The 26037-nt window shown below is 65.7% G+C and carries 28 protein-coding genes and 1 other RNA gene; 19 read left to right on the top strand and 10 right to left on the bottom strand.

Annotated elements, in window-relative coordinates:
* Nucleotides 1-8 precede the first annotated feature (8 nt).
* From purN to XarbCFBP7408_RS02240, 3 genes are all read left to right on the top strand, one after another.
* Complete coding sequence (gene purN, locus XarbCFBP7408_RS02250) at nucleotides 9-662, top strand: phosphoribosylglycinamide formyltransferase (RefSeq protein ID WP_104561007.1); 654 nt, start codon at nucleotides 9-11, stop codon at nucleotides 660-662.
* Between the two features lie 65 nt (nucleotides 663-727).
* The gene (locus XarbCFBP7408_RS02245) at nucleotides 728-1543 is read left to right on the top strand and encodes a DUF3108 domain-containing protein (protein WP_104561005.1); all 816 of its coding nucleotides are present in this window, start codon (nucleotides 728-730) and stop codon (nucleotides 1541-1543) included.
* 3 nt (nucleotides 1544-1546) lie between these two features.
* Entirely contained in the window at nucleotides 1547-2230 is a 684-nt protein-coding gene (locus tag XarbCFBP7408_RS02240) for a DUF3108 domain-containing protein (RefSeq protein ID WP_104561003.1), read from the top strand.
* A gap of 239 nt (nucleotides 2231-2469) precedes the next feature.
* Here XarbCFBP7408_RS02240 and XarbCFBP7408_RS02235 read toward each other — a convergent pair whose 3' ends face one another.
* The 3 genes from XarbCFBP7408_RS02235 to XarbCFBP7408_RS02225 all read right to left on the bottom strand — a co-directional run bounded on the left by XarbCFBP7408_RS02235 (nucleotide 2470) and on the right by XarbCFBP7408_RS02225 (nucleotide 4411).
* On the bottom strand, nucleotides 2470-2793 hold the full coding sequence (locus XarbCFBP7408_RS02235) for a hypothetical protein (protein WP_104561001.1): 324 nt from the start codon (nucleotides 2791-2793) through the stop codon (nucleotides 2470-2472).
* A complete protein-coding gene (gene murA / locus XarbCFBP7408_RS02230) occupies nucleotides 2790-4064 on the bottom strand; it encodes a UDP-N-acetylglucosamine 1-carboxyvinyltransferase (protein WP_104560999.1) in 1275 nt (424 codons plus the stop codon). Before murA ends, XarbCFBP7408_RS02235 begins: the two co-directional genes overlap by 4 nt.
* 119 nt (nucleotides 4065-4183) lie before the next feature.
* Nucleotides 4184-4411: a BolA family protein gene (locus XarbCFBP7408_RS02225; RefSeq protein WP_016905061.1), complete on the bottom strand. Its 228-nt coding sequence runs from the start codon at nucleotides 4409-4411 to the stop codon at nucleotides 4184-4186.
* 53 nt (nucleotides 4412-4464) lie between these two features.
* Between XarbCFBP7408_RS02225 and XarbCFBP7408_RS02220 the strand changes: the two genes are divergently transcribed.
* Genes XarbCFBP7408_RS02220 through lptB form a run of 5 tightly spaced genes read left to right on the top strand, consistent with a single transcriptional unit; the run spans nucleotide 4465 to nucleotide 7896 of the window.
* A complete protein-coding gene (locus tag XarbCFBP7408_RS02220) occupies nucleotides 4465-5466 on the top strand; it encodes a KpsF/GutQ family sugar-phosphate isomerase (protein WP_104560998.1) in 1002 nt (333 codons plus the stop codon).
* A 49-nt stretch (nucleotides 5467-5515) separates the two neighbouring features.
* Nucleotides 5516-6064 (top strand): KdsC family phosphatase, encoded by a 549-nt coding sequence (locus tag XarbCFBP7408_RS02215; RefSeq protein ID WP_024938741.1) that lies wholly within the window; start codon nucleotides 5516-5518, stop codon nucleotides 6062-6064.
* Nucleotides 6061-6636: an LPS export ABC transporter periplasmic protein LptC gene (gene lptC, locus XarbCFBP7408_RS02210; RefSeq protein ID WP_016904604.1), complete on the top strand. Its 576-nt coding sequence runs from the start codon at nucleotides 6061-6063 to the stop codon at nucleotides 6634-6636. The genes XarbCFBP7408_RS02215 and lptC overlap by 4 nt, the downstream gene beginning before the upstream one ends.
* Nucleotides 6614-7177: a lipopolysaccharide transport periplasmic protein LptA gene (lptA, locus tag XarbCFBP7408_RS02205; protein ID WP_104560996.1), complete on the top strand. Its 564-nt coding sequence runs from the start codon at nucleotides 6614-6616 to the stop codon at nucleotides 7175-7177. The genes lptC and lptA overlap by 23 nt, the downstream gene beginning before the upstream one ends.
* Entirely contained in the window at nucleotides 7177-7896 is a 720-nt protein-coding gene (gene lptB, locus XarbCFBP7408_RS02200) for an LPS export ABC transporter ATP-binding protein (protein ID WP_104560994.1), read from the top strand. The genes lptA and lptB overlap by 1 nt, the downstream gene beginning before the upstream one ends.
* A gap of 22 nt (nucleotides 7897-7918) precedes the next feature.
* On the opposite strand, the gene XarbCFBP7408_RS22265 is transcribed toward lptB, so the two are convergent.
* On the bottom strand, nucleotides 7919-8569 hold the full coding sequence (locus XarbCFBP7408_RS22265) for a hypothetical protein (protein ID WP_146093727.1): 651 nt from the start codon (nucleotides 8567-8569) through the stop codon (nucleotides 7919-7921).
* 388 nt (nucleotides 8570-8957) lie between these two features.
* Between XarbCFBP7408_RS22265 and XarbCFBP7408_RS02195 the strand changes: the two genes are divergently transcribed.
* The 11 genes from XarbCFBP7408_RS02195 to XarbCFBP7408_RS02150 all read left to right on the top strand — a co-directional run bounded on the left by XarbCFBP7408_RS02195 (nucleotide 8958) and on the right by XarbCFBP7408_RS02150 (nucleotide 18475).
* On the top strand, nucleotides 8958-10355 hold the full coding sequence (locus tag XarbCFBP7408_RS02195) for an RNA polymerase factor sigma-54 (protein ID WP_429001405.1): 1398 nt from the start codon (nucleotides 8958-8960) through the stop codon (nucleotides 10353-10355).
* 87 nt (nucleotides 10356-10442) lie between these two features.
* Nucleotides 10443-10760, top strand: a complete 318-nt coding sequence (gene hpf, locus XarbCFBP7408_RS02190) for a ribosome hibernation-promoting factor, HPF/YfiA family (protein WP_016904608.1) — start codon at nucleotides 10443-10445, stop codon at nucleotides 10758-10760.
* Nucleotides 10761-10781: 21 nt separating this feature from the next.
* Nucleotides 10782-11240, top strand: a complete 459-nt coding sequence (locus tag XarbCFBP7408_RS02185) for a PTS sugar transporter subunit IIA (protein WP_104560990.1) — start codon at nucleotides 10782-10784, stop codon at nucleotides 11238-11240.
* Entirely contained in the window at nucleotides 11237-12187 is a 951-nt protein-coding gene (gene hprK / locus XarbCFBP7408_RS02180) for an HPr(Ser) kinase/phosphatase (RefSeq protein ID WP_005993219.1), read from the top strand. The genes XarbCFBP7408_RS02185 and hprK overlap by 4 nt, the downstream gene beginning before the upstream one ends.
* Complete coding sequence (gene rapZ / locus XarbCFBP7408_RS02175; protein WP_181106791.1) at nucleotides 12184-13056, top strand: RNase adapter RapZ; 873 nt, start codon at nucleotides 12184-12186, stop codon at nucleotides 13054-13056. Before hprK ends, rapZ begins: the two co-directional genes overlap by 4 nt.
* Before the next feature lie 160 nt (nucleotides 13057-13216).
* The gene (locus XarbCFBP7408_RS22260; protein WP_146093726.1) at nucleotides 13217-13570 is read left to right on the top strand and encodes a hypothetical protein; all 354 of its coding nucleotides are present in this window, start codon (nucleotides 13217-13219) and stop codon (nucleotides 13568-13570) included.
* A 9-nt stretch (nucleotides 13571-13579) separates the two neighbouring features.
* Nucleotides 13580-13972 carry a PTS sugar transporter subunit IIA gene (locus tag XarbCFBP7408_RS02170; RefSeq protein ID WP_104560988.1) on the top strand — a complete coding sequence of 131 codons (393 nt, stop codon included), beginning with the start codon at nucleotides 13580-13582 and terminating at the stop codon, nucleotides 13970-13972.
* Nucleotides 13965-14234, top strand: coding sequence for an HPr family phosphocarrier protein (locus XarbCFBP7408_RS02165; RefSeq protein WP_104560986.1), 270 nt, complete (start codon nucleotides 13965-13967; stop codon nucleotides 14232-14234). Before XarbCFBP7408_RS02170 ends, XarbCFBP7408_RS02165 begins: the two co-directional genes overlap by 8 nt.
* Before the next feature lie 58 nt (nucleotides 14235-14292).
* Nucleotides 14293-16023 carry a phosphoenolpyruvate--protein phosphotransferase gene (gene ptsP / locus XarbCFBP7408_RS02160; RefSeq protein WP_104560984.1) on the top strand — a complete coding sequence of 577 codons (1731 nt, stop codon included), beginning with the start codon at nucleotides 14293-14295 and terminating at the stop codon, nucleotides 16021-16023.
* Nucleotides 16024-16166: 143 nt separating this feature from the next.
* Nucleotides 16167-17528, top strand: coding sequence for a magnesium transporter (mgtE, locus tag XarbCFBP7408_RS02155; RefSeq protein ID WP_104560982.1), 1362 nt, complete (start codon nucleotides 16167-16169; stop codon nucleotides 17526-17528).
* A 107-nt stretch (nucleotides 17529-17635) separates the two neighbouring features.
* Nucleotides 17636-18475 (top strand): prolyl oligopeptidase family serine peptidase, encoded by an 840-nt coding sequence (locus XarbCFBP7408_RS02150; protein WP_181106793.1) that lies wholly within the window; start codon nucleotides 17636-17638, stop codon nucleotides 18473-18475.
* A 37-nt stretch (nucleotides 18476-18512) separates the two neighbouring features.
* Here XarbCFBP7408_RS02150 and cydB read toward each other — a convergent pair whose 3' ends face one another.
* The 6 genes from cydB to XarbCFBP7408_RS02120 all read right to left on the bottom strand — a co-directional run bounded on the left by cydB (nucleotide 18513) and on the right by XarbCFBP7408_RS02120 (nucleotide 25623).
* Nucleotides 18513-19529: a cytochrome d ubiquinol oxidase subunit II gene (cydB, locus tag XarbCFBP7408_RS02145; RefSeq protein ID WP_104560980.1), complete on the bottom strand. Its 1017-nt coding sequence runs from the start codon at nucleotides 19527-19529 to the stop codon at nucleotides 18513-18515.
* Entirely contained in the window at nucleotides 19529-20926 is a 1398-nt protein-coding gene (locus XarbCFBP7408_RS02140; RefSeq protein WP_104560978.1) for a cytochrome ubiquinol oxidase subunit I, read from the bottom strand. Before XarbCFBP7408_RS02140 ends, cydB begins: the two co-directional genes overlap by 1 nt.
* 183 nt (nucleotides 20927-21109) lie before the next feature.
* Nucleotides 21110-21186, bottom strand: a non-coding RNA gene (locus XarbCFBP7408_RS02135) — sX9 sRNA.
* A gap of 213 nt (nucleotides 21187-21399) precedes the next feature.
* Nucleotides 21400-22629, bottom strand: coding sequence for a dipeptidase (locus XarbCFBP7408_RS02130; protein WP_104560976.1), 1230 nt, complete (start codon nucleotides 22627-22629; stop codon nucleotides 21400-21402).
* 285 nt (nucleotides 22630-22914) lie between these two features.
* Nucleotides 22915-24303 (bottom strand): amino acid permease, encoded by a 1389-nt coding sequence (locus XarbCFBP7408_RS02125; RefSeq protein ID WP_104560974.1) that lies wholly within the window; start codon nucleotides 24301-24303, stop codon nucleotides 22915-22917.
* A 258-nt stretch (nucleotides 24304-24561) separates the two neighbouring features.
* On the bottom strand, nucleotides 24562-25623 hold the full coding sequence (locus XarbCFBP7408_RS02120; RefSeq protein ID WP_104560972.1) for a pectate lyase family protein: 1062 nt from the start codon (nucleotides 25621-25623) through the stop codon (nucleotides 24562-24564).
* Nucleotides 25624-26037 lie beyond the last annotated feature (414 nt).

The following is a 26037-nucleotide window of genomic DNA, read 5'->3' as shown; positions in this document are numbered from 1 at the left end:
CCGCCCCCATGAGCCTGCGTCTGGCCGTCCTGGCCTCCGGCCGTGGCAGCAACCTGCAGGCCATCCTCGATGCCATCGCCAGCGGCCGGCTGCCGGCCGAGGTCGTCGGCGTGTTTTCCGATCGCCCGCAGGCGCCGGCGCTGCACAAGGTCGATGAGGCATTGCGCTGGAGCGCCAGCCCGCGCGACTTCGCCGACCGCGCCGCCTTCGACGCTGCGCTGGGCGATGCGATCGCCGCCGCGCAGCCGGACTGGGTGATCTGCGCCGGCTACATGCGCATCCTCGGCGAGCCGCTGGTGCGCCGCTTTGCCGGGCGCATGCTCAACATCCACCCCTCGCTGCTGCCCAGATACCGCGGCCTGCACACCCATGCCCGCGCGCTGGAGGCCGGCGATGCCGAACATGGCGCCAGCGTGCACCTGGTGGTGCCGGAACTGGACGCCGGCACGGTGATCGCGCAGGCGCGCGTGCCGGTGCTGCCCGACGACAGCGCCGAGCAGCTGGCCGCGCGCGTGCTGGCGCGCGAACACCCGCTGCTGCTGGCCACGCTGGACCTGCTCGCCAGCGGGCGCGTGGAGGTGCGTGGCGATGGCGTCCATCTCGACGGTCAGTGCCTGTTTACGCCACTGCGACTAGAGTCCGCTGACACCGCGTTGGCCTGAATGCGGATACGCCCTCCTCATCCTGTCTCGGACATCCTGGCGGCCCCCGTGCCCCCTCCCAGCGCATGAAACGCCTCCCGATCGCCACCGCGCTGTTGACCACTGCCCTGCTCGCCCCGGCCGCTGCCGGCCGCGCGCAACAGGCCCCTGCCGTACCTGCGCCAGCCACCGGCGCTCCGGTGTCGGCGCCGGCATCGGCAGCGGCCCTGCCGGCCAGCACCTGGACGCCGCCGCCACTGCAACCCTTCGTGGCCACCTACCAGGCGTTCTACCGTGGCAAGGAAGCCGGCGATGCCACCATGCAGGTCAGCAACGGCGAAGGCAGCCAGTGGCGTATCGACATGTCGGTGCGCGGCCGCAAGGGCTTTGCCAGCATCCTCGGACTCAATCTGGAACAGAGCACGGTGTTCCGCGTCGATGGCGACACCTATGTGCCGTTGAGCCAGAGCACGGTACGCAAGGCGATGTTCTTCGGCAAGAAGGTCACCGGCGTCTACAACTGGCAGACCGCCAGCGCCCAGTGGGACGGCGACCTGAAGAAGGAGCGCCAGCAGGCGATTCCCTTGCAGCGCGGCGACCAGAGCGCGCTGTCGCTGAACCTGTCGCTGATGCGCGACGCGCAACCCGGACGCAGCCTGAGCTACCGCTACGTCGATGTCGGCCGGGTGCGCAAGTACGACTACAAGGTCGCCGATGCCACCGAGGTGGTACAGGTCGGCGACCTCAGCTACGACGCGTTGCGCGTGTACCGCGTCAACGGCGGCGACAACGAAACCATCCTCTGGATCGCCAACGGCGTTCCCACGCCGGTGCGTATCCTGCAACGTGACAAAGGTGAGGATCAGGTCGATCTGCGCCTGGTCGAATACCAAGGAGCCTGACCCATGCACACCGTTTCCCGCACCTGTTCGCTGATCGCCGCCGCCGCACTGGCGATGTCCAGCCTGCCCGCATTCGCCATGCAGCCCTTTCAGGCCGACTATTCGGCCAACTACATGGGCATGCAGGCCAACGGCACCATGACCCTGGCCGCCGCCGGCGCCAACCAGTGGCGCTATACGCTCACCATCCAGAACCAGCTGGCCAACCTGACCCAGAGCACGGTGTTCGAAGAGAGCAACGGCCAACTGCGTCCGGTCAGCAGCAACGACACCTCGTCGATGATGGTCAAGCGCCGCAACGTCACCGCCAATTACGACTGGAAAACCAGCCAGGCGACCTGGGGCGGCGACATCAAGCCGGACCGCCGTGGCCCGGTGAAGTTGCAGCCCGGCGACATGGATGCGCTGCTGATCAACCTGGCCATTACCCGCGACCTGGCCGCCGGCAAGCCGCTGAACTACCGCATGGTCGACGAAGGCCGGATCAAGCCGATGAGCTACAAGGTGGTCGGCAAGGAAACCATCACCGTCAACGGCAAGCAGGAACAGGCGACCAAGGTGTCGCGCGTGGATGGCGACAAGGAACTGATCGCCTGGGTGGTCAAGGACCTGCCGGTACCGGCGCGCCTGCTGCAGAAGGAAAAAGGCCAGGACGCGCTGGATCTGACCATCAAGGGCCTGCGCTAAGCGCCAGGCGCGCTCGGTAGGAGCGTGCCCGCGCGCGACGGGGCTTTCTCGGTAAGGCCCCGTCGCGTGATCGGTAAGGCCCCGTTGCGTGATCGGTAACGCCCCGTCGCGCGCGGGCACGCTCCTACCGGGGCATGGAAACCTGCTCCGACAGCGAGGAAGAGCCCGGCTGCGAGCCGGGCTCTTGGTTCCGATCGGCGTGCGGCGGACGCTGCGCAGCACCCAGAAACGCTCGACCCTCAGGGCTTGGCCGCCGCCTTGTCCTCGCCGCTGGAGAACACCGTGCGGCAGTCCACGCGGATCTGCTCGCCGGTGCTGCGCCAGTAGAACAGGTCGCAATGGCGCTTGCCTTCGACGGTCTTCCTGTCCGCCACCGCATAGAACGACTGCGCGATCTCGTCGCGGCTGGCGGTGCCGTCGTTGTTCCAGTCCATGTCCTTGAACTCGACGCCCTGGGTGATCGCCATGCCCACCGACCAGGCATACGCCAGCCACGCCAGGATCAGCACGATCACGCCGAGCAGGATCTTGCGCCGGGTGGTGAAGCGCCCGCGCAGGATCATGCGATGCGCCGGATGGTCGCGCCCAGCGCCCCCAGCTTCTCCTCGATGTTTTCGTAGCCACGGTCCAGGTGGTAGATGCGATCGATGGTGGTGTCGCCGTCGGCCACCAGGCCAGCCAGGATCAACGACGCCGAGGCGCGCAGGTCGGTCGCCATCACCGGCGCGCCGCTGAGGCGCTCGGCGCCGCGCACGATCGCGGTATGGCCTTCGACCTGGATGTCGGCGCCCAGGCGCAGCAGTTCGTTGACGTGCATGAAGCGGTTTTCGAAGATGGTTTCGTTGATCACGCCCACCCCGTCGGCCACGCAGTTGAGCGCCATGAACTGCGCCTGCATGTCGGTGGGGAACGCCGGGTACGGCGCGGTGGTCAGGTTGACCGCACGCGGGCGCTTGCCGTGCATGTCCAGCGTGATGCTGTCGGCGGTAGTGGTGATGCTGGCACCGGCTTCGGTGAGCTTGTCCAGCACCGCGTCCAGGGTGTCCGGACGGGCGCGGCGCACGCTGACGCTGCCGCCGGTCATCGCCGCGGCGACCAGGAAGGTGCCGGTCTCGATGCGATCCGGCAGCACCGCATGGTGCCCGCCGCCCAGGCGCTCCACGCCCTGCACCACGATGCGCGGCGTGCCGGCACCTTCGATCTGCGCACCGAGTGCGATCAGGCAGTCGGCCAGGTCGGTGACTTCCGGCTCCATCGCCGCGTTCTCCAGCACGGTGGTGCCTTCGGCCAGCACGGCGGCCATCAGCACGTTCTCGGTACCGGTGACGCTGACCATGTCGAACACGTAGCGGCCGCCCTTCAGGCGCCCTTTGCTGGTGGCCTTGATGTAGCCGTTCTCCACGCTGATCTCCGCACCCAGCGCCTGCAGGCCCTTGATGTGCTGGTCGACCGGGCGCGAGCCGATCGCGCAGCCGCCGGGCAGCGACACTTCGGCGGTGCCGTAGCGCGCCAGCAGCGGGCCGAGTACCAGGATCGAGGCGCGCATGGTCTTGACCAGCTCGTAGGGCGCGACCTGGTGGGTGACCGAGCGTGGGTCGACCAGGATCGAGCGGCCCTTGGCCAGCGTGCCTTCGTCGATGGTGACCTCGGCGCCCAGCTCGCTGAGCAGTTTCACCGTGGTGATCACATCGTGCAGATGCGGCACGTTGCTGATCTCCACCGGCGCATCGGCCAGCAGGGTGGCGCACAGGATCGGCAGCACCGCGTTCTTGGCGCCGGAAATATTGACCTCACCGTGCAGCGCTTGGCCGCCGGTCACTACGATTTTTGCCATGGGAGCTTGGGGAATCCGAAAAGGGATGTCGGGGGAATGGGAAGCGTCGCCAGGAGCCGGCCGGGCACCTGGCAGTCGGGGCGCAGGCGCAGCCCGACAGGCCAGGATCCGACTGACGCTCAGCCTTCGTCGGGCGTGAGCGTCTTGAGCTGCAGCGCGTGGATCGCGCCGCCCATCAGTTCGCCCAGGGTCGCGTAGACCATGCGATGGCGCGCCAACGGGGCCTTGCCGGCGAATGCGGGGCTGATCACGGTCGCCTCGAAGTGCACACCGTCGTCGCCGTGCACGTCGACGCGGGCTTCGGGCAAGCCGGATTCGATGAGTTTACGGATGGTTTCGGCGTCCACAGGGCGTTTCCTCATAAAATGAGCGCACATTCTACTCTTCACCCGAGTCCCGCATGGCCGTCTCGCACCTGCCCTCCGCCACCGTCAGCGACGCCAGCCTGGTCGCCAGCGGCCAGCGCGTGCTGGAGATCGAGCGCGAGGCGCTGGCCAGCGTGGGCGCGCGGATCGGCAGCGACTTCGCCGCGGCCTGCCGGCTGGTGCTGACCTCGCGCGGGCGCGTGGTGGCCACCGGCATGGGCAAGTCCGGGCATATCGCGCGCAAGATCGCCGCCACCCTGGCCTCGACCGGTACCCCGGCGTTCTTCGTGCATCCGGGCGAGGCCGGGCACGGCGACCTGGGCATGATCACCGCGGCCGACATCGTGCTGGCGCTGTCCTACTCCGGCGAATCGGACGAAGTGCGCATGTTGCTGCCGGTACTCAAGCGCCAGGGCAACCCGATCATCGCCATGACCGGGCGCGCGAGCTCCAGCCTGGCCCAGGCCGCCGACGTGCACCTGGACGTGAGCGTGTCGGCCGAAGCCTGCCCGTTGCATCTGGCGCCGACCTCCAGCACCACCGCCTCGCTGGCGATGGGCGACGCCCTGGCGGTCGCGCTGCTGGATGCACGCGGCTTCACCGCCGACGACTTCGCGCGCTCGCATCCGGCCGGCAGCCTGGGCCGCCGCCTGCTGCTGCACATCACCGACGTGATGCATGCCGGGGACGACCTGCCGCGCGTGCGCGAGGACGCCAGCCTGAGCGAGGCACTGATGGAAATGAGCCGCAAGCGGCTGGGCATGACCGCCGTGGTGGACGCAGACGGCCGCCTGATCGGCCTGTTCACCGACGGCGACCTGCGCCGCGCGCTGGACAGCGAGATCGACGTGCGCAGCGCCGGCATCGCCCAGGTGATGACACGCAACCCACGCACCATCGGCGCCGACCAGCTGGCCGCCGAAGCCGCACGGCTGATGGAGGATTACAAGATCAACGGTTTGATCGTGGTCGACGCGCAGCAGCGCGCGGTGGGCGCATTGAACATTCACGACCTGTTGCGCGCCAAAGTGGTTTAACAGGTTCAGTTTTCTACCGTTGGAACCCCGTTCTCACCGATTCGTGCCGATGCCCTATTCCCCTCTGCAACACCTGCCCGCCGACATCACCGACCGCGCCGCGCGTATCCGCCTGGCCTGTTTCGACGTCGACGGCACCCTGACCGACGGCCGTCTTTATTACGACCATGCCGGCAACGAGAGCAAGTCGTTCAATGTGCTCGACGGCCAGGGGCTCAAGCAGCTCGACCATGCCGGCATCCATGTCGCGCTGATCACCGCGCGCGCCAGCCTGTCGGCGGAAAAACGCGGCCAGGATCTGGGCCTGCACGTGCAGATCGGGGTCAAGAACAAGCGCCTGGCGGTGCTGGCCCTGTGCCAGGAGCACGGCCTGTCGCTGGACCAGGTGTTGTTCATGGGCGACGACCTGCCGGACCTGCCGGCCCTGCTGGCGGTCGGCCTGCCGGTGGCACCGGCCAACGCGCACCCGTGGATCGCCGAGCGCGTGCAGTGGCATACCCGGGCACGTGGCGGCGAAGGCGCCGCGCGCGAGGTCTGCGATGTGGTGCTGGCCGCGCAGGGTCAGGTCGAGGGCATCATCGAAAGGTTCTCCGCATGAGCTGGAACTGGCGCACCACCCTGGGCGTGGCGCTGTTCGCCGCCGCGGTGATTTCCGGCTGGTCGGCGTGGCAGCAGCGCGCGCGGCCGGTCGCCGCGGCGACAGACGATGCGCGCGCCGACTACGTGCTGCGCGACTTCGAACTGATTGCGCTGGACAAGGAAACCGGCAAGGAATCGATGACGCTGCGCGCGCCGGAGATGCATCGCAACCGCGCCGATCGCACTTCCGAAGTCACCACCCCGGTGTTCCTGCTGCCCGACAACACCAATCAACCGTGGACGCTGCGCTCCAAGACCGGCTGGATCAGCCCCACGGGCGACGAGCTGCGCCTGCGCGGCGATGTCGAGGGCGACAGCCCCACCGGCGGCGCGACCCCGCCGACCACGTTCCGCACCCAGAGCCTGGACGTGTTCCCGCAGCAGAACCTCGCCAAGACCGCGGCCCCGGTGAGCATGAGCCGGCCGGGTATCATGCAGAGCGGGGTCGGCTTCGAGGCCGATCTCAAATCACGCCAGTACAAGCTCCTTTCCCAGGTCAAGACCCGCTATGAACCGAATGCTGCCCGCTAACTTGATGTTGCTCGCGCTGTTGCTGCCCATGGCTGCATTGGCCAAGACCAGCGATCGTAACCAGCCGATGACGATCGATTCGACTAGGCAGGACGGCAACATGCTCGACGACAACGGCGTAATCCGCTACTCGGGAAACGTCGTGATCGTGCAAGGAACACTTGAGATTCATGCAGAAACTGCCGATCTTCATCGTAAAAATGGCGAGATTGACCGTGTGATATTGGGCGGCAAGCAAGCCACGCTCAAGCAAGAAATGGATGATGGTTCATTGATGAACGGGCAAGCGGACAATATTGAGTACAAGGTTGGCGAAGAGATCATCGTGCTCACTGGCAACTACAGCATTAAGTCGCCCAAGGGTTCCAACGCCGGCCAGCGCATGGTCTACAACACCAAGACCGGCAACATGCAGAGCGGCGGCGACGGCAGCCGCGTGCGTACGATCATCCAGCCGAAGACCGCGGCGCCTGCGGCGGCGACGCCTGCTCCGGCACCTGCCGCCAAGCCCGCCGTTGCCAAGCCGCAGGGGAAGAAGTAATGCTGGTCGCCACCGGTCTGCGCAAGAAGTACAAGCAACGCGAAGTGGTCAAGGAATTCGGCCTCACGCTCGAGGCCGGCGAAGTGGTCGGCCTGCTCGGCCCCAACGGCGCCGGCAAGACCACCTGCTTCTACATGATCGTCGGCCTGGTCGAGGCCGATGCCGGGCGTATCGAGCTGGACGGCCGCGACCTCACTGCCGAGCCGATGTACGCGCGCGCCAAACTCGGCGTTGGTTATCTGCCGCAGGAGCCCTCGATCTTCCGCAAGCTCACCGTGGCCGACAACATCCGCCTGGTGCTGGAGCTGCGCGAAGACCTGGACAGTGCGGGGCGCGAGAAGGAACTGACCTCGCTGCTGGAAGAATTGCAGATCACCCATGTGGCCGACCAGTTGGGCGCCAGCCTGTCCGGTGGTGAGCGGCGCCGTTGCGAAATCGCGCGCGCGTTGGCCGCCAAGCCGCGCATGATGCTGCTCGACGAACCCTTTGCCGGCGTGGATCCGATTTCTGTCGGCGAGATCCAGCGCATCATCATCCACCTCAAGGAACGCGGCATCGGCGTGTTGATCACCGATCACAACGTGCGCGAAACCTTGGGAATCTGCGATCGCGCGTATATTCTCGCTGAAGGGGGCGTGCTGGCGCAGGGATCCCCAAGTTCAATACTTTCGAACTCAGATGTGAGGCGTGTTTACCTAGGTGATAGCTTCCAACTTTAGCAACCCTACTGTAAATAGGATCTTAGCGCCCTGCCACGCCTTTCCCGCCCCCCCCTATAGTAACTAAGAAACGATAGGACTCCCCCCCCTCAATTTTAATTGACTTATCCACAAAAGAACTAAATGCACCATCCACCTCAAAAACCTCGTGCACCATGGCCTTATAATCACCCTTGTTACGGGAATTGAACTCCCCCATACAAAGAGCTTCATTACACTCAAGCTGCACAAGCCTTGAGCCACCATGCCGCCCAGAAAAATCATTAATAGCAGCATAAATCTCACTCCTTACCCTAATAGCATTATAACTTCCGTTGGCACTATTAGAAACAGCATTCAAAGCAGGCTGAAATTTCAAATCATCCAACAAGTAGCCAGCTTTCAGCAAATTTAGCTGACCGTCTCTAGACAAGGCACCAGCAAGCACCACTTTGACATCTACAGGCGAAGTGATTTTAGAATTGGGGACGATTGAAGACCCCTTATCAATCAAACCAGCAGGAGATGGCAGGACAGAAATCCCAGCATTAGACTCGCCTACCTTATGCTCTTCTTTAAGAGGACTGGCCACAAAAATCTCGTTACTTCGCTCAAGACCTTCACGAAAAAAAAATAAATGAAGTCCTGCGAAAATCACAGAAATAATTGCACAAAAGTAAAGTACAGTCTTCATGACCAGCCCTCAATAAAATAGACCATCCAACTAATGCGATCCAGATTATCTCGCTAGCGTCACAAAAAGGCGCCCCCCACAACAATCTCTGACACTATAGCCACCAGCGGTAACAGTAACTACGCAACGATTTGTACAACTATAAGTGTTACCATTAATTTCAACTTCATCAGACGCTTTCGCATCCGGAATAACTAGAGCAAAAGAAAGCATACCGACTGAAGCTACGACTTTGACCCATGAGCCCAAGCTATACATAAAACCATCCTTAGATTGAATAGCCGACGATCGGCGCCTTCACAATCGCATAAGATCTGTTGGACATGCAACAGAACATGGGGAAAAGATGAAAGCCCGGCTTCAGACATCGCTAGGACAACAGTTGGTCATGACGCCGCAATTGCGTCAGGCGATCAAGCTATTGCAGATGTCCACCACCGAGCTGGAACTGGAAATCGCCGAAGCGGTGGAGACCAATCCGCTTCTGGAATGGGCCGACGAGGCCGCGCATGCGGCCAACGAGCTGCCGGTGGACGCGTCGTCGGCCGCCTCCACCGACGACACCCCGCGCGAAGAGCCGGCGCCGGCCGAGCGCGACGACGACTGGTCGCAGGACGAACTGCAGTGGACCGGGTCGGGCAGCGGCGGCAGCTTCGACGACGACGAATCCGGCGATGCCGCCGAGCGCGTAGCCGAATCCGAAACCCTGGCCGACCACCTGCTGTGGCAGCTGCACCTGTCGCCGCTGTCGCCGCGCGACCGCCAGATCGGCGCGCTGCTGATCGATGCGCTGGATGAGGACGGCTACCTGCGCGAGCCGCTGTCGGCGATTCTGGAAACGCTGGCGCTCGGTGCGGCGGTGGACGAGGCCGAAGTGCTGACCGTGCTGCACCAGATCCAGCGCTTCGACCCGGTCGGCGTGGGTGCGCGCACTCTGGGCGAATGCCTGGCACTGCAGTTGGCGGTGCTCGACCCGGCCACTCCGGGGCGCGCGCTGGCGCTGCAGATCGTCGCCGGCCCGCTGGAGCGCCTGCCGCGCAGCGGCGTGGCCGGCCTGGCGCACGAACTCAAGCGCTCCACCGCCGATGTCGAGCAGGCGGTCCAGCTGGTGCGCTCGCTGGACCCGCGCCCGGGCAAGCAGATCGGCGACCTGTCGCAGGACACCTACGTCGTGCCGGACTGCGTGATCTGGCGCCAGCGCGGCGTGTGGCGGGCCTCGCTCGCCGGCCGCGCGCAGCCCAAGGTCACCATCCACCGCGGCTACGAGAACCTGATCCGCAGTTGCGGCGAGTCCGACGCCGGCTACCTGCGCGGTCAGCTGCAGGAGGCGCGCTGGCTGCTCAAGAGCCTGGAGGCGCGCGGCGAGACCCTGCTGCGGGTGGTGCGCTGCCTGCTGCAGCACCAGGCCGGGTTCCTGGAATTCGGCGCGCAGGCCTTGCGTCCGCTGACCCTGCGCGAGATCGCCGGCGAGCTCGGCCTGCACGAATCCACCATTTCCCGCGCGATCGCCCGCAAATACGTGCGCACCCCGCGCGGCACCATCGCGCTGCGTTCGTTCTTCGCCTCCGGCATCGACACCGACAGCGGCGGGGAGGCCTCCAGCACCGCCATCCAGGCCATGATCCGGCGCCTGATCGAGGCGGAAAACCCGCGCAAACCCTTGTCCGACGCCAAACTGGCCGATCTGCTGAAAACATCCGGCGTACCAGTGGCGCGGCGCACCGTTGCGAAGTATCGTGAGGCCATGAACATTTCCGCCTCCCACGAACGCGTCCGCATCGCCTGACGTTGCAACCACCGCAACGCCGGCCTGCGCCGGGTTTGTCGGATCACCGGAACGGTTCATTGGCCCACCGACCAATGGAGGTATCCGATGCGTATCGAGACGTATGGCCACCAGCTTGAAGTGACCCCGGCGCTGCGGGAGTACGTGGCAAGCAAGCTGCAACGACTGCAGCGCCATTTCGACCAGCACTGCGAAGTCCGCACCCAGCTGGCCGTTCGCAAGCCAGACCACCACGTGGTCGCCACCGTCAACCTTCCCGGTCGTACCCTGCACGCAGATGCCAGCGGCTCCAGCATGTATGCGGCCATCGACCTGCTGGTCGACAAGCTCGACCGCCTGGTGCTCAAGCACAAGGAAAAGAAATGTAACCACCATGCACGCGAGGTGCGCGACAATCCCGCGTGACGCTTCCCGCTTGATGCCCCCATGCCTTTAACCGATCTGATGGCGGCCGTGCGCACCGTGGTGTCGCCGGCCGCCGATCGCGACACCGTCCTGCACACCGCCGCCGACCTGCTGTCCTGCCGCCAGGCCGGCGCCGACGAGCTCTACGCCAACCTGTGCGAACGCGAGGCCCTGGGCAGCACCGCCATCGGTCACGGCATCGCCATCCCGCATGGGCGCTGTCCCAATCTCACCGAACCGCGTGGCGCCTTGCTGCGCTTGGACACACCCGTGGCCTTCGGCGGCGACGAGCCGGTGGACCTGATCTTCGCGATGGCGGTGCCTGCGCACTACACCCACCAGCATCTGATGCTGCTGTCGGAACTGGCCGAGCGGTTTTCCGATGCGGACTTCCGTCAGCAGTTGCGCGCCGCCCCCAATGCCGACGCCTTGCTGGCGCTGCTCACCGACGCACCGCCAGCACAGGCCAGCGCCGCATGAATACCAGCATCACTGCACGCGAACTGTTCGACCAGCAACGCGACAAGCTGGCGCTGCGCTGGGTGGCCGGCCAGAAGGGCGAGCACCGCGAGATCCAGGCCGGCAGCAACAACGCACGCCGCCCGTCGCTGGCCGGCTATCTCAATGTGATCTATCCCAACAAGGTGCAGATCCTGGGCACCGAGGAGCTGGCCTGGCTGGATTCGCTGGATGCGCGGCAACGCTGGGAAACCATCGAGAAGATCATCCAGGTACAACCGCTGGCGCTGGCGATCAGCAAGAACCAGTCGTGCCCGGAAGACCTGCGCGCGGCCGCCGACGAATCCAACACGCCGCTGTGGATCTCGCCCAAGCGCGGCCATGAACTGCTCAATCACCTCTCCTACCACCTGGCGCGCACGCTGGCGCCGCGGGTCACGCTGCATGGCGTGTTCATGGAGATCTATTCGATCGGCGTGCTGATCACCGGCGAGGCCGGCTCGGGCAAGAGCGAGCTGGCGCTCGAGCTGCTCAGCCGCGGCCACCGGCTGGTGGCCGATGACGCGCCCGAATTCACCCAGATCGCCCCCGATGTGCTCGACGGCACCTGCCCGGAACTGCTGCAGGACCTGCTGGAAGTGCGCGGCCTGGGCGTGTTGAACGTGCGCGACATGTTCGGCGACACCGCGGTGAAGAAGAACAAGTACCTGCGCCTGATCGTGCACCTGACCCGCCCGATGACCGAGCCCACCCCGTCCGGCTACGAACGCCTGACCGGCGATTCCGGCAGCCGGCACGTGCTGGATCTGGATGTGCCGCTGATCACCCTGCCGGTGATGCCCGGCCGCAACCTGGCGGTGCTGACCGAAGCCGCCACGCGCCTGCATATCCTGCGTACCAAGGGCATCGACCCGGCGGCGATGTTCATCGCCCGCCACAGCAACCTGCTGGAGCGACGCACGCCATGAGTACCGCGCCCTCCACGTTGATGATCGTGAGCGGGCTGTCCGGCTCGGGCAAATCGGTCGCGTTGAAGACCTTCGAGGATCTGGACTACTACTGTTCGGACAACCTGCCGGTGGAGCTGCTGCCGGATTTCGTGCGCAGCCGCCTGCGCGGCAACCCGCTGGGCGACCAGCGCCTGGCGGTTGGCATCGATGTCCGCAGCCGCAGCGACCTGACCCAGCTGGCGCAATGGCGTCAGGCCGCGCAGGAATACGGCATCGAGGCGCGGCTGCTGTTTTTCGAGGCCAGCGACGAGGCGCTGATCAAGCGCTACGCCGATACCCGCCGCCGCCATCCGCTCAGCCATCTGGGCCTGGCCTTGCCGGAAGCGATCACCCGCGAGCGGCAGTTGACCGAACCGCTGCGTGCGCAGGCCGACGCCATCATCGACACCAGCGCGCTCAACGTGCACCAGCTGCGTCGCCGCGTGGTCACCGAATTCGCGCTCGGCAGCAGCGACCGGCTGTCGCTGCTGTTCGAATCGTTCGCCTACAAACGCGGCGTGCCGACCGAGGCCGATTTCGTGTTCGATGCGCGCGTCCTGCCCAATCCCCACTGGGATCCGGAACTGCGCCCGCTGACCGGCCGCGATGCCGGCGTGCGCGAGTACCTGGACAACGAAGCCGATGTGCAGCGCTACAGCGCGCAGATCGTGGATCTGCTCGATACCTGGCTGCCGCGGCTACGCAACGACACCCGCAGCTACGTGACCATCGCCTTCGGCTGCACTGGCGGCAAGCACCGCTCGGTGTACATGGCCGAGCGCATGGCCCGGCACGCGCGCGAACAGGGCTGGCCGGAGGTGGCGACGTTTCATCGCGAGCAGGATTGAAGGGCGGGGATTCGGGATTCGGGATTCGGGAATCGTCAAAGCGGTGTCATGCGGCTTGGAATGTGCGAACGGTCGATGACAGCTGTGCTTTGAAGCTTGGCCTTGCGAGTTGGCCTCGGCATCGGATCCCTGCCCCGCGGTTGCTGTCGAGACTTTGATCTTGATGGCTCATTTGGAGCTGCAGGCCGCCTTTGTCACTGCTGCTTCCTTGTTTTGCTGCCGGTCGCAGATCGATCGGCCTGGCGCAGGCAGTGGGCCTGCGGAAAAAACGTTTGATCGGTGCATTTCGTCGGCGCGTTCCGATCATGCGCTGCCCAGCAAGTGCGCGCTGCAGCGTTCGCTTGTGATGCGGTTCGCATCGGCAGGCTGCGGACGCACGATCATCGCCATGTGGGCAGCGGCGCGCTTGCTGCATGCAGTGCACGCGACACGCTGCAGCGGTCCTAAACGGCTATTCATTTCGCAACACATCGATGCCGGCAAACGCTATCGCGCGGTCATGCCGACCTGTTAACGTTTCGGCATGGCCTGTGGCATTCTCCTCATTACTCATCCCGGCATCGGCGCGGCGTTGTTGAACGTGGCGACGGGGCTGTTGCGGCAGTTGCCGCTGAAGACCGAAGCGTTCGACGTGCCGCTCGATGCAGACCTGGACGCCTTGCTGCCCCAGGCCTCGTCGGCGATGCGGCGGGTCGACGGCGGCGACGGCGTGCTGGTCATGACCGACCTGTACGGCGCCAGCCCCAGCAATCTCGCCAGCCGGTTGGCAAAGCTCGGCACGCCGGTTCGCCGGGTGTCCGCGCTCAGCCTGCCGATGCTGCTGCGGGTGATGAACTACCCCGAACAAGGATTGCAGGAGCTGCCCGCCACCGCGGCGGCAGGCACCCGCAACGGAGCGATCATCGACGATGCTTGAACGCGAACTCATAGTTTCCAACCGACTCGGGCTGCATGCGCGGGCCACCGCCAAGCTGGTGCAGACGCTGTCGTCCTTCCGCAGCAACGCCACCCTGGCGGCCAAGGGCCGCGAGGTGAATGCCAAGAGCATCATGGGCGTGATGCTGCTGGCCGCCGGCCAGGGCACCAGCGTGGTGGTGCGGCTGGATGGCGAGGACGAAGCGCAAGCGCTGCAGGCGCTGGTGGACCTGTTCGAGCGTCGTTTCGACGAGGACAGCTGAGCATGCGCCGCGTCGGTGCGAGGCTGACCGACAGGGCGCGTCCGCGCCAGGGCCACATATGAGCCTGCGTTTGCGTGGACACGCCGCCTCGCGCGGCAACGCACTCGGACGCGCGCGCGTGCGCCAGAGCCACACGCTGGAAGTGGCCGAACAACGCGTGCCCGCCAGCCAGGTGGAAACCCAGCTGCAGCGTCTGCACGTGGCGATCGAGGCGGCACGCACCGAAATGCAGCAGCTGCGCGACCGCCTGCATGGCGCGCTTGCGCGCGAGGTCGGCGAGTTCCTCGAACTGCATGCGCTGCTGCTCGACGACCCGGAGCTGCTGCAAGGCCTGGACGAGTTGATCCGCACCCACCGCTACAGCGCCGACTACGCCTTGCGCGTGCAGCGCGACCGGCTGGCGGCGGTGTTCGACGGCATGGAGGACGCCTACCTCAAGAGCCGCATGGACGACCTGGATCACGTGATCGGCCGCATCCATGCGTTCCTGCACAAGCGCGCACCCGACCTCAAGGGCGTGGCCGGCGAGATCCTGGTCTGCGACAACGTGGCACCGTCCGAACTGGCGCAGCTGCAGGCGCAAGGGGTGGTGGGCATCGTCACCACCGCCGGCAGTGCGCTGTCGCATAGCGCGATCCTGGCGCGCAGCCTGCACCTGCCGTTGGTGGTGGGCGTGAGCGACGCGGTGCAGCGCATCGAAGATGGCGATGTGTTGATCGTCGATGCCGGCTCGGGCCAGGTGATCGTCGACCCCACCCCCGAGCATCTGCGCGACTACCGCGAGCGCCTGCGTGCGCTGGCCAAGGAACAGCGCGAACTGGGCCGGCTGCGCTCCAAGCCCACGCGCACGCGCGACAACGTCGACATCACGCTGCTGGCCAATGCCGAATCGCTGGAGGACGTGGCCAAGGCGCATGCGCTCGGCGCCAGCGGCCTGGGGCTGTATCGCACCGAATTCCTGTTCCTGCAGCGCAACGAGCTGCCCGACGAAGAAGAACAGTTCCACACCTATCGCGACACCGTGCTGGGCATGAGCGGGCGACCGGTCACCATCCGCACCCTGGACCTGGGCGCCGACAAGGCCGACCGCACCGGCCTGACCTTGAGCGATGAGGACAACCCGGCGCTGGGCCTGCGCGGGGTGCGCTTGTCGCTGGCCCGGCCTGCGGTGGCGCAGGCGCAGTTGCGCGCGATCCTGCGCGCCTCCGGCTACGGGCCGGTGCGCATCCTGGTTCCGATGGTCAGCGGCCGCGAGGAAGTCCAGCTGCTGCGCCGGCAGATCAAGAAGCTGGCCGCGCAATTGCGCGAACAAGGCCACGAGATCGCCGAGCACATTCCGCTGGGCGCGATGATCGAAGTGCCGGCTGCGGCCCTGGCACTGGACTGCTTTATCGACGACATCGATTTCCTGTCGATCGGCACCAACGATCTGGTGCAGTACCTGCTGGCGGTGGATCGCAACAACGAGGCATTGGGCGAGTTGTATTCGCCGTTGCATCCGGCGGTGCTGCGGCTGATCGCGCAGGTGATCGCCACCGGGCGCGCGTACGCCAAGCCGGTGGCGGTGTGCGGCGAGATCGCGGGCGACCCGCGGTTCGTCCCGATGTTGCTGGCCCTGGGGCTCACCGAGTTCAGCCTGCATCCTGCCACGCTGCTGGAAGTGCGCCGTGCGGTGCGCGACATCCACCTGGGCGAGTTGCGTGTGCAGGGCGACAAGCTGCTGCACGCGCGCGACCGCAAGGGGATCGAGAAGTGGCTGGCCAACGTCGCGCAGGGCCTGGCGCGCTGAGCGATCGCGGCATCGCGCAGGCGATGTTCTAACGCGTTGCGAGCGGCACTGTATGTTTCGTCACCGTGCGCAAGCGATAATGTCGTGCTGACTCAGCAGCGCGTCTTCCATCGGGACGTGTCCACTCTTCCAGGGAGCCGCGCATGGCCGAAGCCGTCCGCCACGACAAGACCGCGCGCCAGCTGCGATTGCTGTCCGATGCGCTGGATAGCGGACGCCTGGGCCCGGTACGCCGGCTGGTCAATACGCTGGCGCCGGCGGAGATCGGCAACCTGCTGGAGTCGCTGCCGCCCGGCAAGCGCGAAGTGGTGTGGGGGCTGGTCGACCCGGAAGACGATGGCGAAGTGCTGCTGCATGTCGGCGATGAAGTCCGCGAAAGCCTGCTGGCCGACATGGACACCGACGAGATCGTCGCCGCGGTCGAAGACCTCGACATCGACGATCTGGCCAATCTGGTCGAAGACCTGCCCGACACCGTCATCGACGAAGTGCTCAAGTCGATGGACCGCGAGAACCGCGAGCGGCTCGAGCAGGTGCTGTCGTATCCGGAGGACACTGCCGGGCGCCTGATGAACCCGGACGTGGTGACGGTGCGTGCCGACGTCAATGTCGATGTGGTGCTGCGCTATCTGCGCCTGCGCGGCGAGCTGCCCGACCACACCGATCACCTGTACGTGGTGAGCCGGCGTCATCAATACCTGGGCCGGGTGTCGCTGGCCGCGCTGGTCACCCATGAGGACAGCACGCCGGTCAACCGCCTGATCGACGACGAGCAACCGGCGATCGATGTCGGCGATGGCTCCGACGAGGTCGCACGGCGCTTCTCGGACCACGACTGGATCTCCGCCCCGGTGGTGGACGACAACAACATCCTGCTCGGCCGCATCACCATCGACGACGTGGTCGACATCATCCGCGAGCAGGCCGAACACCAGGCCATGAGCGCGGCCGGTCTGGACGAGGACGAGGACATGTTCAGCCCGGCGCGGCGCGCCTTCCGCCGCCGCCTGATCTGGCTGGGCATCAACCTGTGCACCGCGTTCCTGGCCTCAAGCGTGGTCAGCGAATTCGAGGGGACCATCGCGCAACTGGTGGCGCTGGCGGCGTTGATGCCGATCGTCGCCGGCATGGGCGGCAATGCCGGCACCCAGGTGCTGGCGCTGATGGTGCGCGGCCTGGCGCTGGGCCAGATCGGCTCGTCCAACGTGATGACCCTGCTCAAGAAGGAGCTCACCGTCGCGTTGATCAACGGCCTGGTGCTGGGCGTGGGCCTGGGCCTGATCGTGCTGGCCTGGTTCCAGCAGCCGATGCTGTCGCTGGTGATCGGCACCGCGCTGACGGTGAACATGCTCACCGCCGCATTCGGCGGGGTGCTGGTCCCGGTGACGCTGAAACGGCTGGGCTTCGATCCGGCATTGGCCGGCGGCGTGATCCTGACCACGCTGACCGACGTGATGGGGTTCCTGAGCTTCCTCGGCCTGGCGACGCTGATCCTGCTGCCGTAGTCGCCATGTCGAGCCATTGCGATCGACTTTGCGCCAGGCGCATCGCGGCCACAATCAGATGAATACTCGGCAGAAACCGTCGCAGCGCGACATGCCAGCACAGCTGCATGCGGCGATACTGCGGGGATGTCATCGGTCAGGAGGTGTGCGTGATCCGTCGTTGTCTTGTTCTTGCGATTCTTGCGCTGCTGCTGGCCGGCTGTTCCAGCATGGCTGAGCGCCACCACGACGGACGCCGCGGCCATTTCGTCACCCGCACGCTGCAGCTGGAAGGACGGCTCTACCGCTATCAGGTGTTCGTGCCGACCTCCAGGGCGCCGCAACCGCGCCCCATCGTGCTGTTCCTGCATGGCTCGGGCGAACGCGGCGACAACGGGCGCGATCAGGCCGAAGTCGGCATCGGGCCTTACCTGAGCGAACACACCGCCGAGTTCCCGGCGCTGGTGGTGCTGCCGCAGGTGCCCGACGACGAGGAGTGGCTGGGCATCAATGCACGCATGGCGATCGCCGCGCTGGATGCGGCCAGTGCCGAATTCGCTGCCGACCCGCAGCGCACCTATCTCACCGGCATCTCGATGGGCGGCTATGGCGCCTGGGAAATCGCCCTGATGCAGCCGCAGCGCTTTGCCGCGATCGTGCCGATCTGCGGTGCGCTCAAGGCGCCGCGCGATGAGCGTCGCACGCTCTACGTCAGCCTGGTGGCCAAGGAAGCCGACCCGTATACCGCTGCGGTCACCCAGCTCAGGCACGTGCCGATCTGGATGTTCCATGGCGCCAAGGACGACTCGGTGCCACCGCACGACGACCGTGCGCTGTACCGCGCCGCCAAGGGCATCGGCGCCAACGTGCGCTACAGCGAATATCCGGACGGCAACCACAACGCCTGGGATGCGACCTACGCAGACCCGGCGATGTGGGAGTGGATGTTCAGGCAGCGCCTGCACTGAGCGGGCGGCGCATCGCGCCGGTGCGGTCTGCGCCCGCTCAGTGGTGATAGCCGGTATCTGCGGTGATCTTGCCGCGGAACACGCGGTACGACCACACCGTGTAGCCCAGGATCAGCGGCAGCAGCACCACCAGGCCGATCAGCGCGAACAGCTGCGACGACGGCGGCGCGGCGGCCTGCCAGATGGTGTAGACCGGCGGCACCAGGTACGGCCACATGCCCAGCACCAGGCCGAGGAAGCCGAGCACGAACAGGCCCATCGCCAGCAGGAACGGCGGCGTATCCGGCCGCCCCGCTTCGGTGCAGCGCCAGAGCGCGAAGCCGACGATGGCGACCAGCACCGGCACCGGCAGCAGCCACAGGTAATGCGCACCGCTGAACCAGCGGTCCATCACATGCGATTGCAGCGACGGCAACCACGCGCTGACCAGGCCGATGAAGATCAACACGCTGATGGTCAGCGGCCGGCTCAACTGCCGCGCGAGCTGTTGCACATGGCCTTCGGTCTTGAGGATCAGCCAGGTGCTGCCGAGCAGCGCGTAGCCGAACACCAGCGCCGCGCCGGTCAGCATCGCGAACGGACTGAACCAGCCCCAGATGCCGCCGACATAGCGGTCGTCTGCGATCGGCAGGCCCTGCACCAGCGCGCCCAGGATCACGCCCTGCGCAAACGTGGCCAGGATCGAGCCGGCAGCGAAGGCGTTGCTCCACAGCCGCCGCGAGCGATGCGCCTTGAAGCGGAACTCGAACGCCACCCCGCGGAACACCAGCGCCATCACCATCAACAGTACCGGCAGATACAGCGCCGACAGGATCACCGCATACGCCTTGGGAAACGCCGCCAGCAGCCCTGCCCCGCCCAGCACCAGCCAGGTCTCGTTGCCGTCCCAGATCGGCGCGGCGGTATTCATCATCAGGTCCAGCTGCGCTTCGTCCTTGCGGAACGGCGCCAGGATGCCGATGCCGAGCACGAAGCCGTCCAGCACCACGTACATCAACACCCCGAAGCCGATCACCGCGAACCATGCCACCGGCAATACGCTGCTCATGTCCATCATGCGGCTCCGTCGATCGGTTCATCGGCCGCCGACAGCGGCCGTGCCGGGGTGTGTTCGCCGTGGTCCAGCTGCGGCGCGTCATGCGGGGTCGGCCCGATCTTGCCGATCTTGACCAGGTACCAGATGCCCCAGCCGAACACGAAGGCATAGCCGACCACGTACACCGCCAGCGAGATCGCGGTCATCAGCGTCGATTGCGGGCCCACCGCATCGGCAGTGCGCAACAGGCCATAGACCACATACGGCTGCCGCCCCATCTCGGTGACGAACCAGCCCGAGACCAGCGCGATGAAGCCGCTCGGCAACATCCAGCGCCAGGTCGCCAGCAGCCAGCGCCACTGCAGCAAGGTGCCGCGCCACCAGGCGAACGCCGAGACCCAGGCCACCAGCAGCATCAACGAGCCCAGCCCGACCATGATGCGGAAGGCGAAGAACACCGGCGTCACCGGCGGGCGATCCTGTGCCGGCACCGAGGTCAGCGGCGCGATGCTGCCTTCCAGGCTGTGGGTCAGGATCAGGCTGCCCAGGCGCGGGATCGCCACCTCGTAATCGTTGCGCTCGGCCTGCGCATTGGGCAGCGCGAACAGCACCAGCGGAAACCCCTTGCCCTGGCCTTCGTCATGCCAGTGCGCTTCCATCGCCGCGATCTTCATCGGCTGGTGCTTTAGCGTGTTCAAGCCATGCATGTCACCGACGAAGATCTGCAGCGGCACGGTGATCGCCGCGAAGGCCACCGCCAGCTTGAGCATGCGCAGCCCGGCCTCGCGGTGCACGCCGCGATGCAGATACCACGCCCCCACCGCACCGACCACAAAGCAGGTGGTGATGAACGAGCCCAGCGCCATATGCGCAAGCCGGTACGGGAACGAGGGGTTGAAAATGATCTTCAGCCACGCCACCGGATGCACGACGCCGCCCACCACCTCATAGCCGGCCGGGGTCTGCAGCCAGCTATTGGACGACAGGATCCAGAACGTGGAAAACAGCGTACCCAGCGCCACCATGCAGGTCGCCAGGAAATGCAGGCGCTCGGAAATGCGCCCCCAGCCGAACATCATCACGCCCAGGAAACTGGCTTCGAGGAAGAACGCGGTCAGCACCTCGTAGCTCAGCAACGGGCCGATCACGCTGCCGGCGATCCGGCTCAGCTCCGGCCAGTTGGCTCCGAACTGGAAGGCCATCACGATGCCGCTGACCACGCCCATGCCGAACGACACCGCGAAGATCTTCTGCCAGAAGAAATACAGCTCGCGCCACACCGGCAGCCGGGTGCGCAGCCAGCGCCACTCGAGAAATGCCAGCAGGCTGGACAGCCCGATGGTGAATGCGGGAAACAGCACGTGGAATGCGATGACGAATCCGAACTGGATCCGCGATAACAGCAAGGCATCCATGGAGAGTCCTCCAGGAAAAGATGGGGCAGCATCAGCGCACGGGCTGCAGGTCGATTGCCGAACACCAGTGCCGGCCGATCGCGATGTCTGCGCTACGGGATCATCATAAGGACGGTCGTGCGTGTTCCCGATGCGACACGGCGTCGCATCTGCGGCAAGTGCCGCGTTTGTGCAACCAAGGGCGACCAACAAAACGTAGCCAGTGGTCGTCAGGTGGATGCGGACGGCGCGCCCGGAACCGCAGCGCATGCGTGGTCCATGCCGATTCGAGCACCGGCCGCGCCCGCCTGACCGCGGCGCAGCAGTTTTGTTGGCCCTGTGCGCGATGCTACACCCGGTGTGCAATGCAGCGCGTATTCCTCGCATGCGGAGGCGTTGCGCGCGGGCCGGTCACTGCGATGCGCCCGGCGCACGCGGCCGGGGCTGGGGCTGGGGCCGCCCCCACCCATCCGCACGCAGGTCGCCGGAAAACGCTACGGCCGCACCCGCTCCCAGATCCGCAGGAAATTGCCGCTGTACACATCGACGATGCGTTGGGTGGGCCAGCCGGCATTCATCATCGCCTGGGTGAGCCTGGGCAGATCCGCACCGCTGCGCATACCGGTCGGCAGGCTGGAAATGCCGCCATCGAAATCGCTGCCGAAGCTCAGGTGTTTCCACGCATCCTCGACGATCCCCATGGCGGCGATCTGCCGGGCGAAGGCTTCGTAGTAGCCGATGACAAAGGCGAGATCGGCATCCATGTTCGGCTTGCCATCGGCCAGATACGTATGCTGCAGAAAGTACGGTGCCAGGATGACGCTGATGCAGCCACCGGTCTGGACGATGGCGCGGATCGCCGCGTCGTCGAGCCCGCGGTCGAGATGACGCGACGGCCGCGTTTCGGCGCCACGAGTGACGCTGCGCGAGGCGGCATGCGAGGCGAAGGCCGGCACGTTGCGACGGACGCAGATGGCGCAGGCATCGAGCACGCCCTGGCTCGAGGTATGCGAAAGATCCACCAGCAGTCCGGCATCGATGCAGCGCTCCACGACCTTGCGGCCGAATTCCGACAGCCCCGCGCCCTCGATCCCGCACCACGGATTGAGCGGCGCATAGCCGGCCTGGGAGATGTCGGTATGGCTGAAATGGTTGAGCGTCACATAGGCGGCGCCGGCCCTGGCAGCGATGTCCAGGCGCTGCAGCCGCAGCGCCTGGCTGCGGACCCCGCGTGGGCCGAGCATATGCGCGCCCTCCAGCGACAGGATGGCGCAGCACAGGCCTTCGGCCCGAACCGCGCGCAGCTCGGCGGCGCTGCGTGCCAGCCGCATCCGACCCTTGCTCGCGGCCACCATCTCCTCGACATAGCGCTGATGCTCCACCCAGTTGTTCCAGGGATCGAGAAACGGCGCGCCGAAGAGGTTTTCCCACAACGCGTGGGCGCTGAAGCAGGCAGCGCCGTAGCCGCCGGCCAGAAAGTCCGGGCCGCTGACGTGGTACATCAGCGGTTGGTTGCGCCCTCTTGGCGAGGTCCTGGACATCAGCCAGAGGATCAGCGAGCGCCGATGCGCTTTCCAGTCGCCCTTCCAGAAATCGAAGCCGCCCAGGCGCGACAGATACAGGGAGTCCAGATGCGTATCGACCGGATAGGCCAGCGCATGCACTGCCTCCAGGGTGCGGGCGGCAGGCGAGGCAGCAGAATTCTCGGACGAAACGGCATGCATGCGCGAACCCCGGCGATGACTGCTGAAACAATCAAGGAGTGCAGCGGTGTGTTTTCATCGTCGCGCGCTGGCGCGTCGCTGTTTCCAGGCAACCCGATGCAACGGACAGAATCGACCGAACCACAGTAGCCGAGCTGGATCGGCAGATCCAGCCACTCGCCTGTCCGATGGGAAGGAAACCGCAAGACTGCTTGCCTGTTCTCGCTTCGACGGTGTGCAAAAGCGCACTGCAGCCGTGGTTGCGCCGCTGGACGATCACGCACTCAGCCGCGCAGACCTATAAGCTCATGTCCTTGCACGCACGCGTCGCGCCACTTCGCTGACCACGGCGATGAAGACAGTCAGACCGACCATCGACAGGAACTGCGCGCGGGTGTCCGCCGAGGACGCCAGCAGCACGAAGATCACCGCCAGGATCGCCAGGGCCAGCAGGGTCAGAAACGGATACCCCCGCATGCGGAACGGCAACGCGATGCCGGCGCGGTCGGCGCGTGCGCGCAGGATCAGCTGCGACAGCAGCGAGATCGTCCACACCAGCAGGCAGGTGGCGCCGACGATGTTGAGCAGCATCGGCAACACCTTGTTGGGGTACAGCAGTTCCAGCGCGGCTGCGGCAAAGCCGAACAGCACGCTGGCGATCACCGCCACCAGCGGCACCTGCTCGCCGCTGGTCCTGCCAAGCCAGCGCGGCGCTTCACCACGCTGCGCCAGCGAGAAGATCATCCGCGAGGCGCCGTACAGATTGGCATTGAGCGCCGACAGCAAGGCCACCACGGCGACCAGGGTGATGGCGGTGGCCGCGCCGGGAATGCGCGCCACCTCCAGCACGGCGGCGAACGGCGAGCTGAGCGCCGCGCTGGTCCACGGCACCACCGCCACGATCACGCTGATCGAGCCGATGTAGAACACCAGGATGCGCCAGGCCACGGTGCGAATCGTGCGTGCCAGGCTGCGGCCCGGGTCGGCGGTTTCCGCAGCGGCAACCGCCACGATTTCGGTGCCGCCGAAGGCGAACACCACCACCAGCAACGCCGAACCGATGCCGGCCAGCCCCTTCGGCGCGAACCCGCCGTTCCGGGTGAAGTTGGACAGCCCCGGCGACACCACGCCGGGCAGCCAGCCGGCCAGCAAGGCCACGCCGATCAGCAGGAACACCACGATCGCAACGACCTTGAGGATGGCGAACCAGAATTCGAACTCGCCGAAATTGCGCACGCCGAGCAGATTGATCGCAGTGAAGATGGCCATGAACACCACCGCCAGCAACGGCACCGACAACGCCGGCCATACCGAGGCGAGCAGGCCCGCCGCGCCGACCGCTTCGGCCGCGATCACCACCACGATCTGCAGCCACCACAACCAGCCCACCGTCGCACCGGCGGTCGGCCCCATCGCGTCGGCCGCGTATACGGAAAACGCACCGCTGGCCGGCTTGGACGCAGCCATTTCGCCCAGCGCGTTCATCACGATGATCACCAGCGCTCCGGCGATCAGGTACGACACCAGCACTGCCGGCCCCGCCGCATGGATCCCCACACCCGAGCCCAGAAACAGCCCGGCACCGATCGCCGTGCCCAGGCCCATCATCATCAATTGCCGCGGTTTCAGCGCGTGGCGCAAGGTGGGTGCGGCGGACGGAGCGTGCTCAGCAACGGGATCGGTCGGAAGCGGCATGGACGGGCTTGCATGGATGGGATCGCGACACGATACCGCGTCGCGGCGCCTGCCGCGCCTCTTGACGCCGGCGCCGGAGCGAGGTCGATCAAGCCGGGCGGGCGCTTGCCTGCATCCACCGCCAGGGATTCACCGCACGTGGGCAACCACCGGCCAGCGCCATGCCTGGCTGCGACCGTCGCTGCGCGAACGGTTGCACCGCGCAGACAAGCATCCCCGGCCAGGCCGGGGATCCATGTGAGCGCACCCTGTTGCCGCTTACTCGGCCAGGTTGGTGCCCGCGCCGGCAGTGGCGATCACCTTGGCCTTGACCTGTGCGGCCGGGGTGATGCTGTAGGTGTAGCCCAGCGGCTCGGGGAACACCTTGGTGGTGATCCAGTTGGTGGCGTTGGCGTAGGGCTTGCTGCCGTCCGGGGTGCCCCAGGTGATGCCGCTGCCGACGTAGTTGTTGATCAGGTCCCAGTAGCCGATCTCGCTGCTGTCGCGCGAGGTCACCGGGTTCTTGATGTTCTCGAAGTAGTTGGACTCGATCTTGGCAACCCCGCCCATGCGCACGTTGATGCCCGAGGTGGTGACGCTGTTGAAGTAGTTGTTGTAGATGTGGCTCAGCCCACGCCGTTGCAACGGCACGCGCGACTCGACGTTCTTGAAGCGGTTGTGGTGATAGGTGGTGCGCGCGGCCGAATTCTTGCTGTCGCTGTCGCTGTATCCGTTGAGCGCCACCTTCTGATAGTTGTAGACGTGGTTGTAGGACACGGTGACGTGATGGGTGCCCTTCTTCATGTCGATGCCGCCATCGAAAGACGCATCGCCGGCGCCCGAGCACTTGGTCAAGGAGGCGAACACGGTGTTGTGGTCGACCCAGATCCTGGACGGCGAGCCGCTGGAATTGCCCTCCAGCGAAATCGCGTCGGCATCTTCACCGCCCTGCAGCAGGCCGATGGTCATGTTCTGGAGAATGATGTTGCTGGAGTTGCCTACCACCCAGAGCCCGAAGTTGGCCGACGAGCCGTTGGCACCCTTGATGGTGATGTCGCTCTTGTTCTTGATCTGCACGGTCTTGGCCGGCAATTTCCACTGCGCGCAGACGTCCTTGATGCTGCCGAAGTCGAACTTGCCGGTGTAGTTGAGCACCAACCCGCCGCTGCCGGAATAACTGTCGATCGCAGCCTGCATCGCCTCGAAGGTGGTCACCGTGACCGGTGTCTTGTTGCCGCCGCCGGTGGTGCCGGCGCCGTACCCGACCGGCCCGGCGATGGCGCCCGCAGTGCAGGCGGACAGTGCAAGCACAACTGCGCCCTGGAATGTCTTGATGATCATGCAGCCTCTCCCAAAGTATGGAAAGCGATGCGTGCTGCCTGCGCCGGAGCGACGGCAACAGCAAAGCGGTGCGTGGGGGGCCGCATTCTTCGCGCGATTTAAAACATAAAACAATTATCCATCACTGAAACTTTGACGCATCGCGGTGTTCTCCCTGCAGGACATGCAAAAGAGACAGCGCGGGACACCCGGGACAGGACACCGTTGCGGCGTGCGCAGTGTTTTCCTCTATATGCAGATGTGTTTTTCATGCATGCAAACGCAGGCCGATGCTGGTTTACTCACGCGCGCGTTCGACCGCAGTTGCGAGTGGCAGAAGCGTTTTTTAAGCATCGAAGTGCAACACGCAATGCTGCGCGGTGGTCACTGCACACGAACGTGTGTTGTGAGCGTCATTGGTGCGTAGCAGCAGCG

Source organism: Xanthomonas arboricola pv. guizotiae (genome assembly GCF_002940205.1).
Taxonomy (GTDB): domain Bacteria; phylum Pseudomonadota; class Gammaproteobacteria; order Xanthomonadales; family Xanthomonadaceae; genus Xanthomonas; species Xanthomonas arboricola_C.
This window is presented reverse-complemented; position numbering and strand designations above follow the sequence as displayed.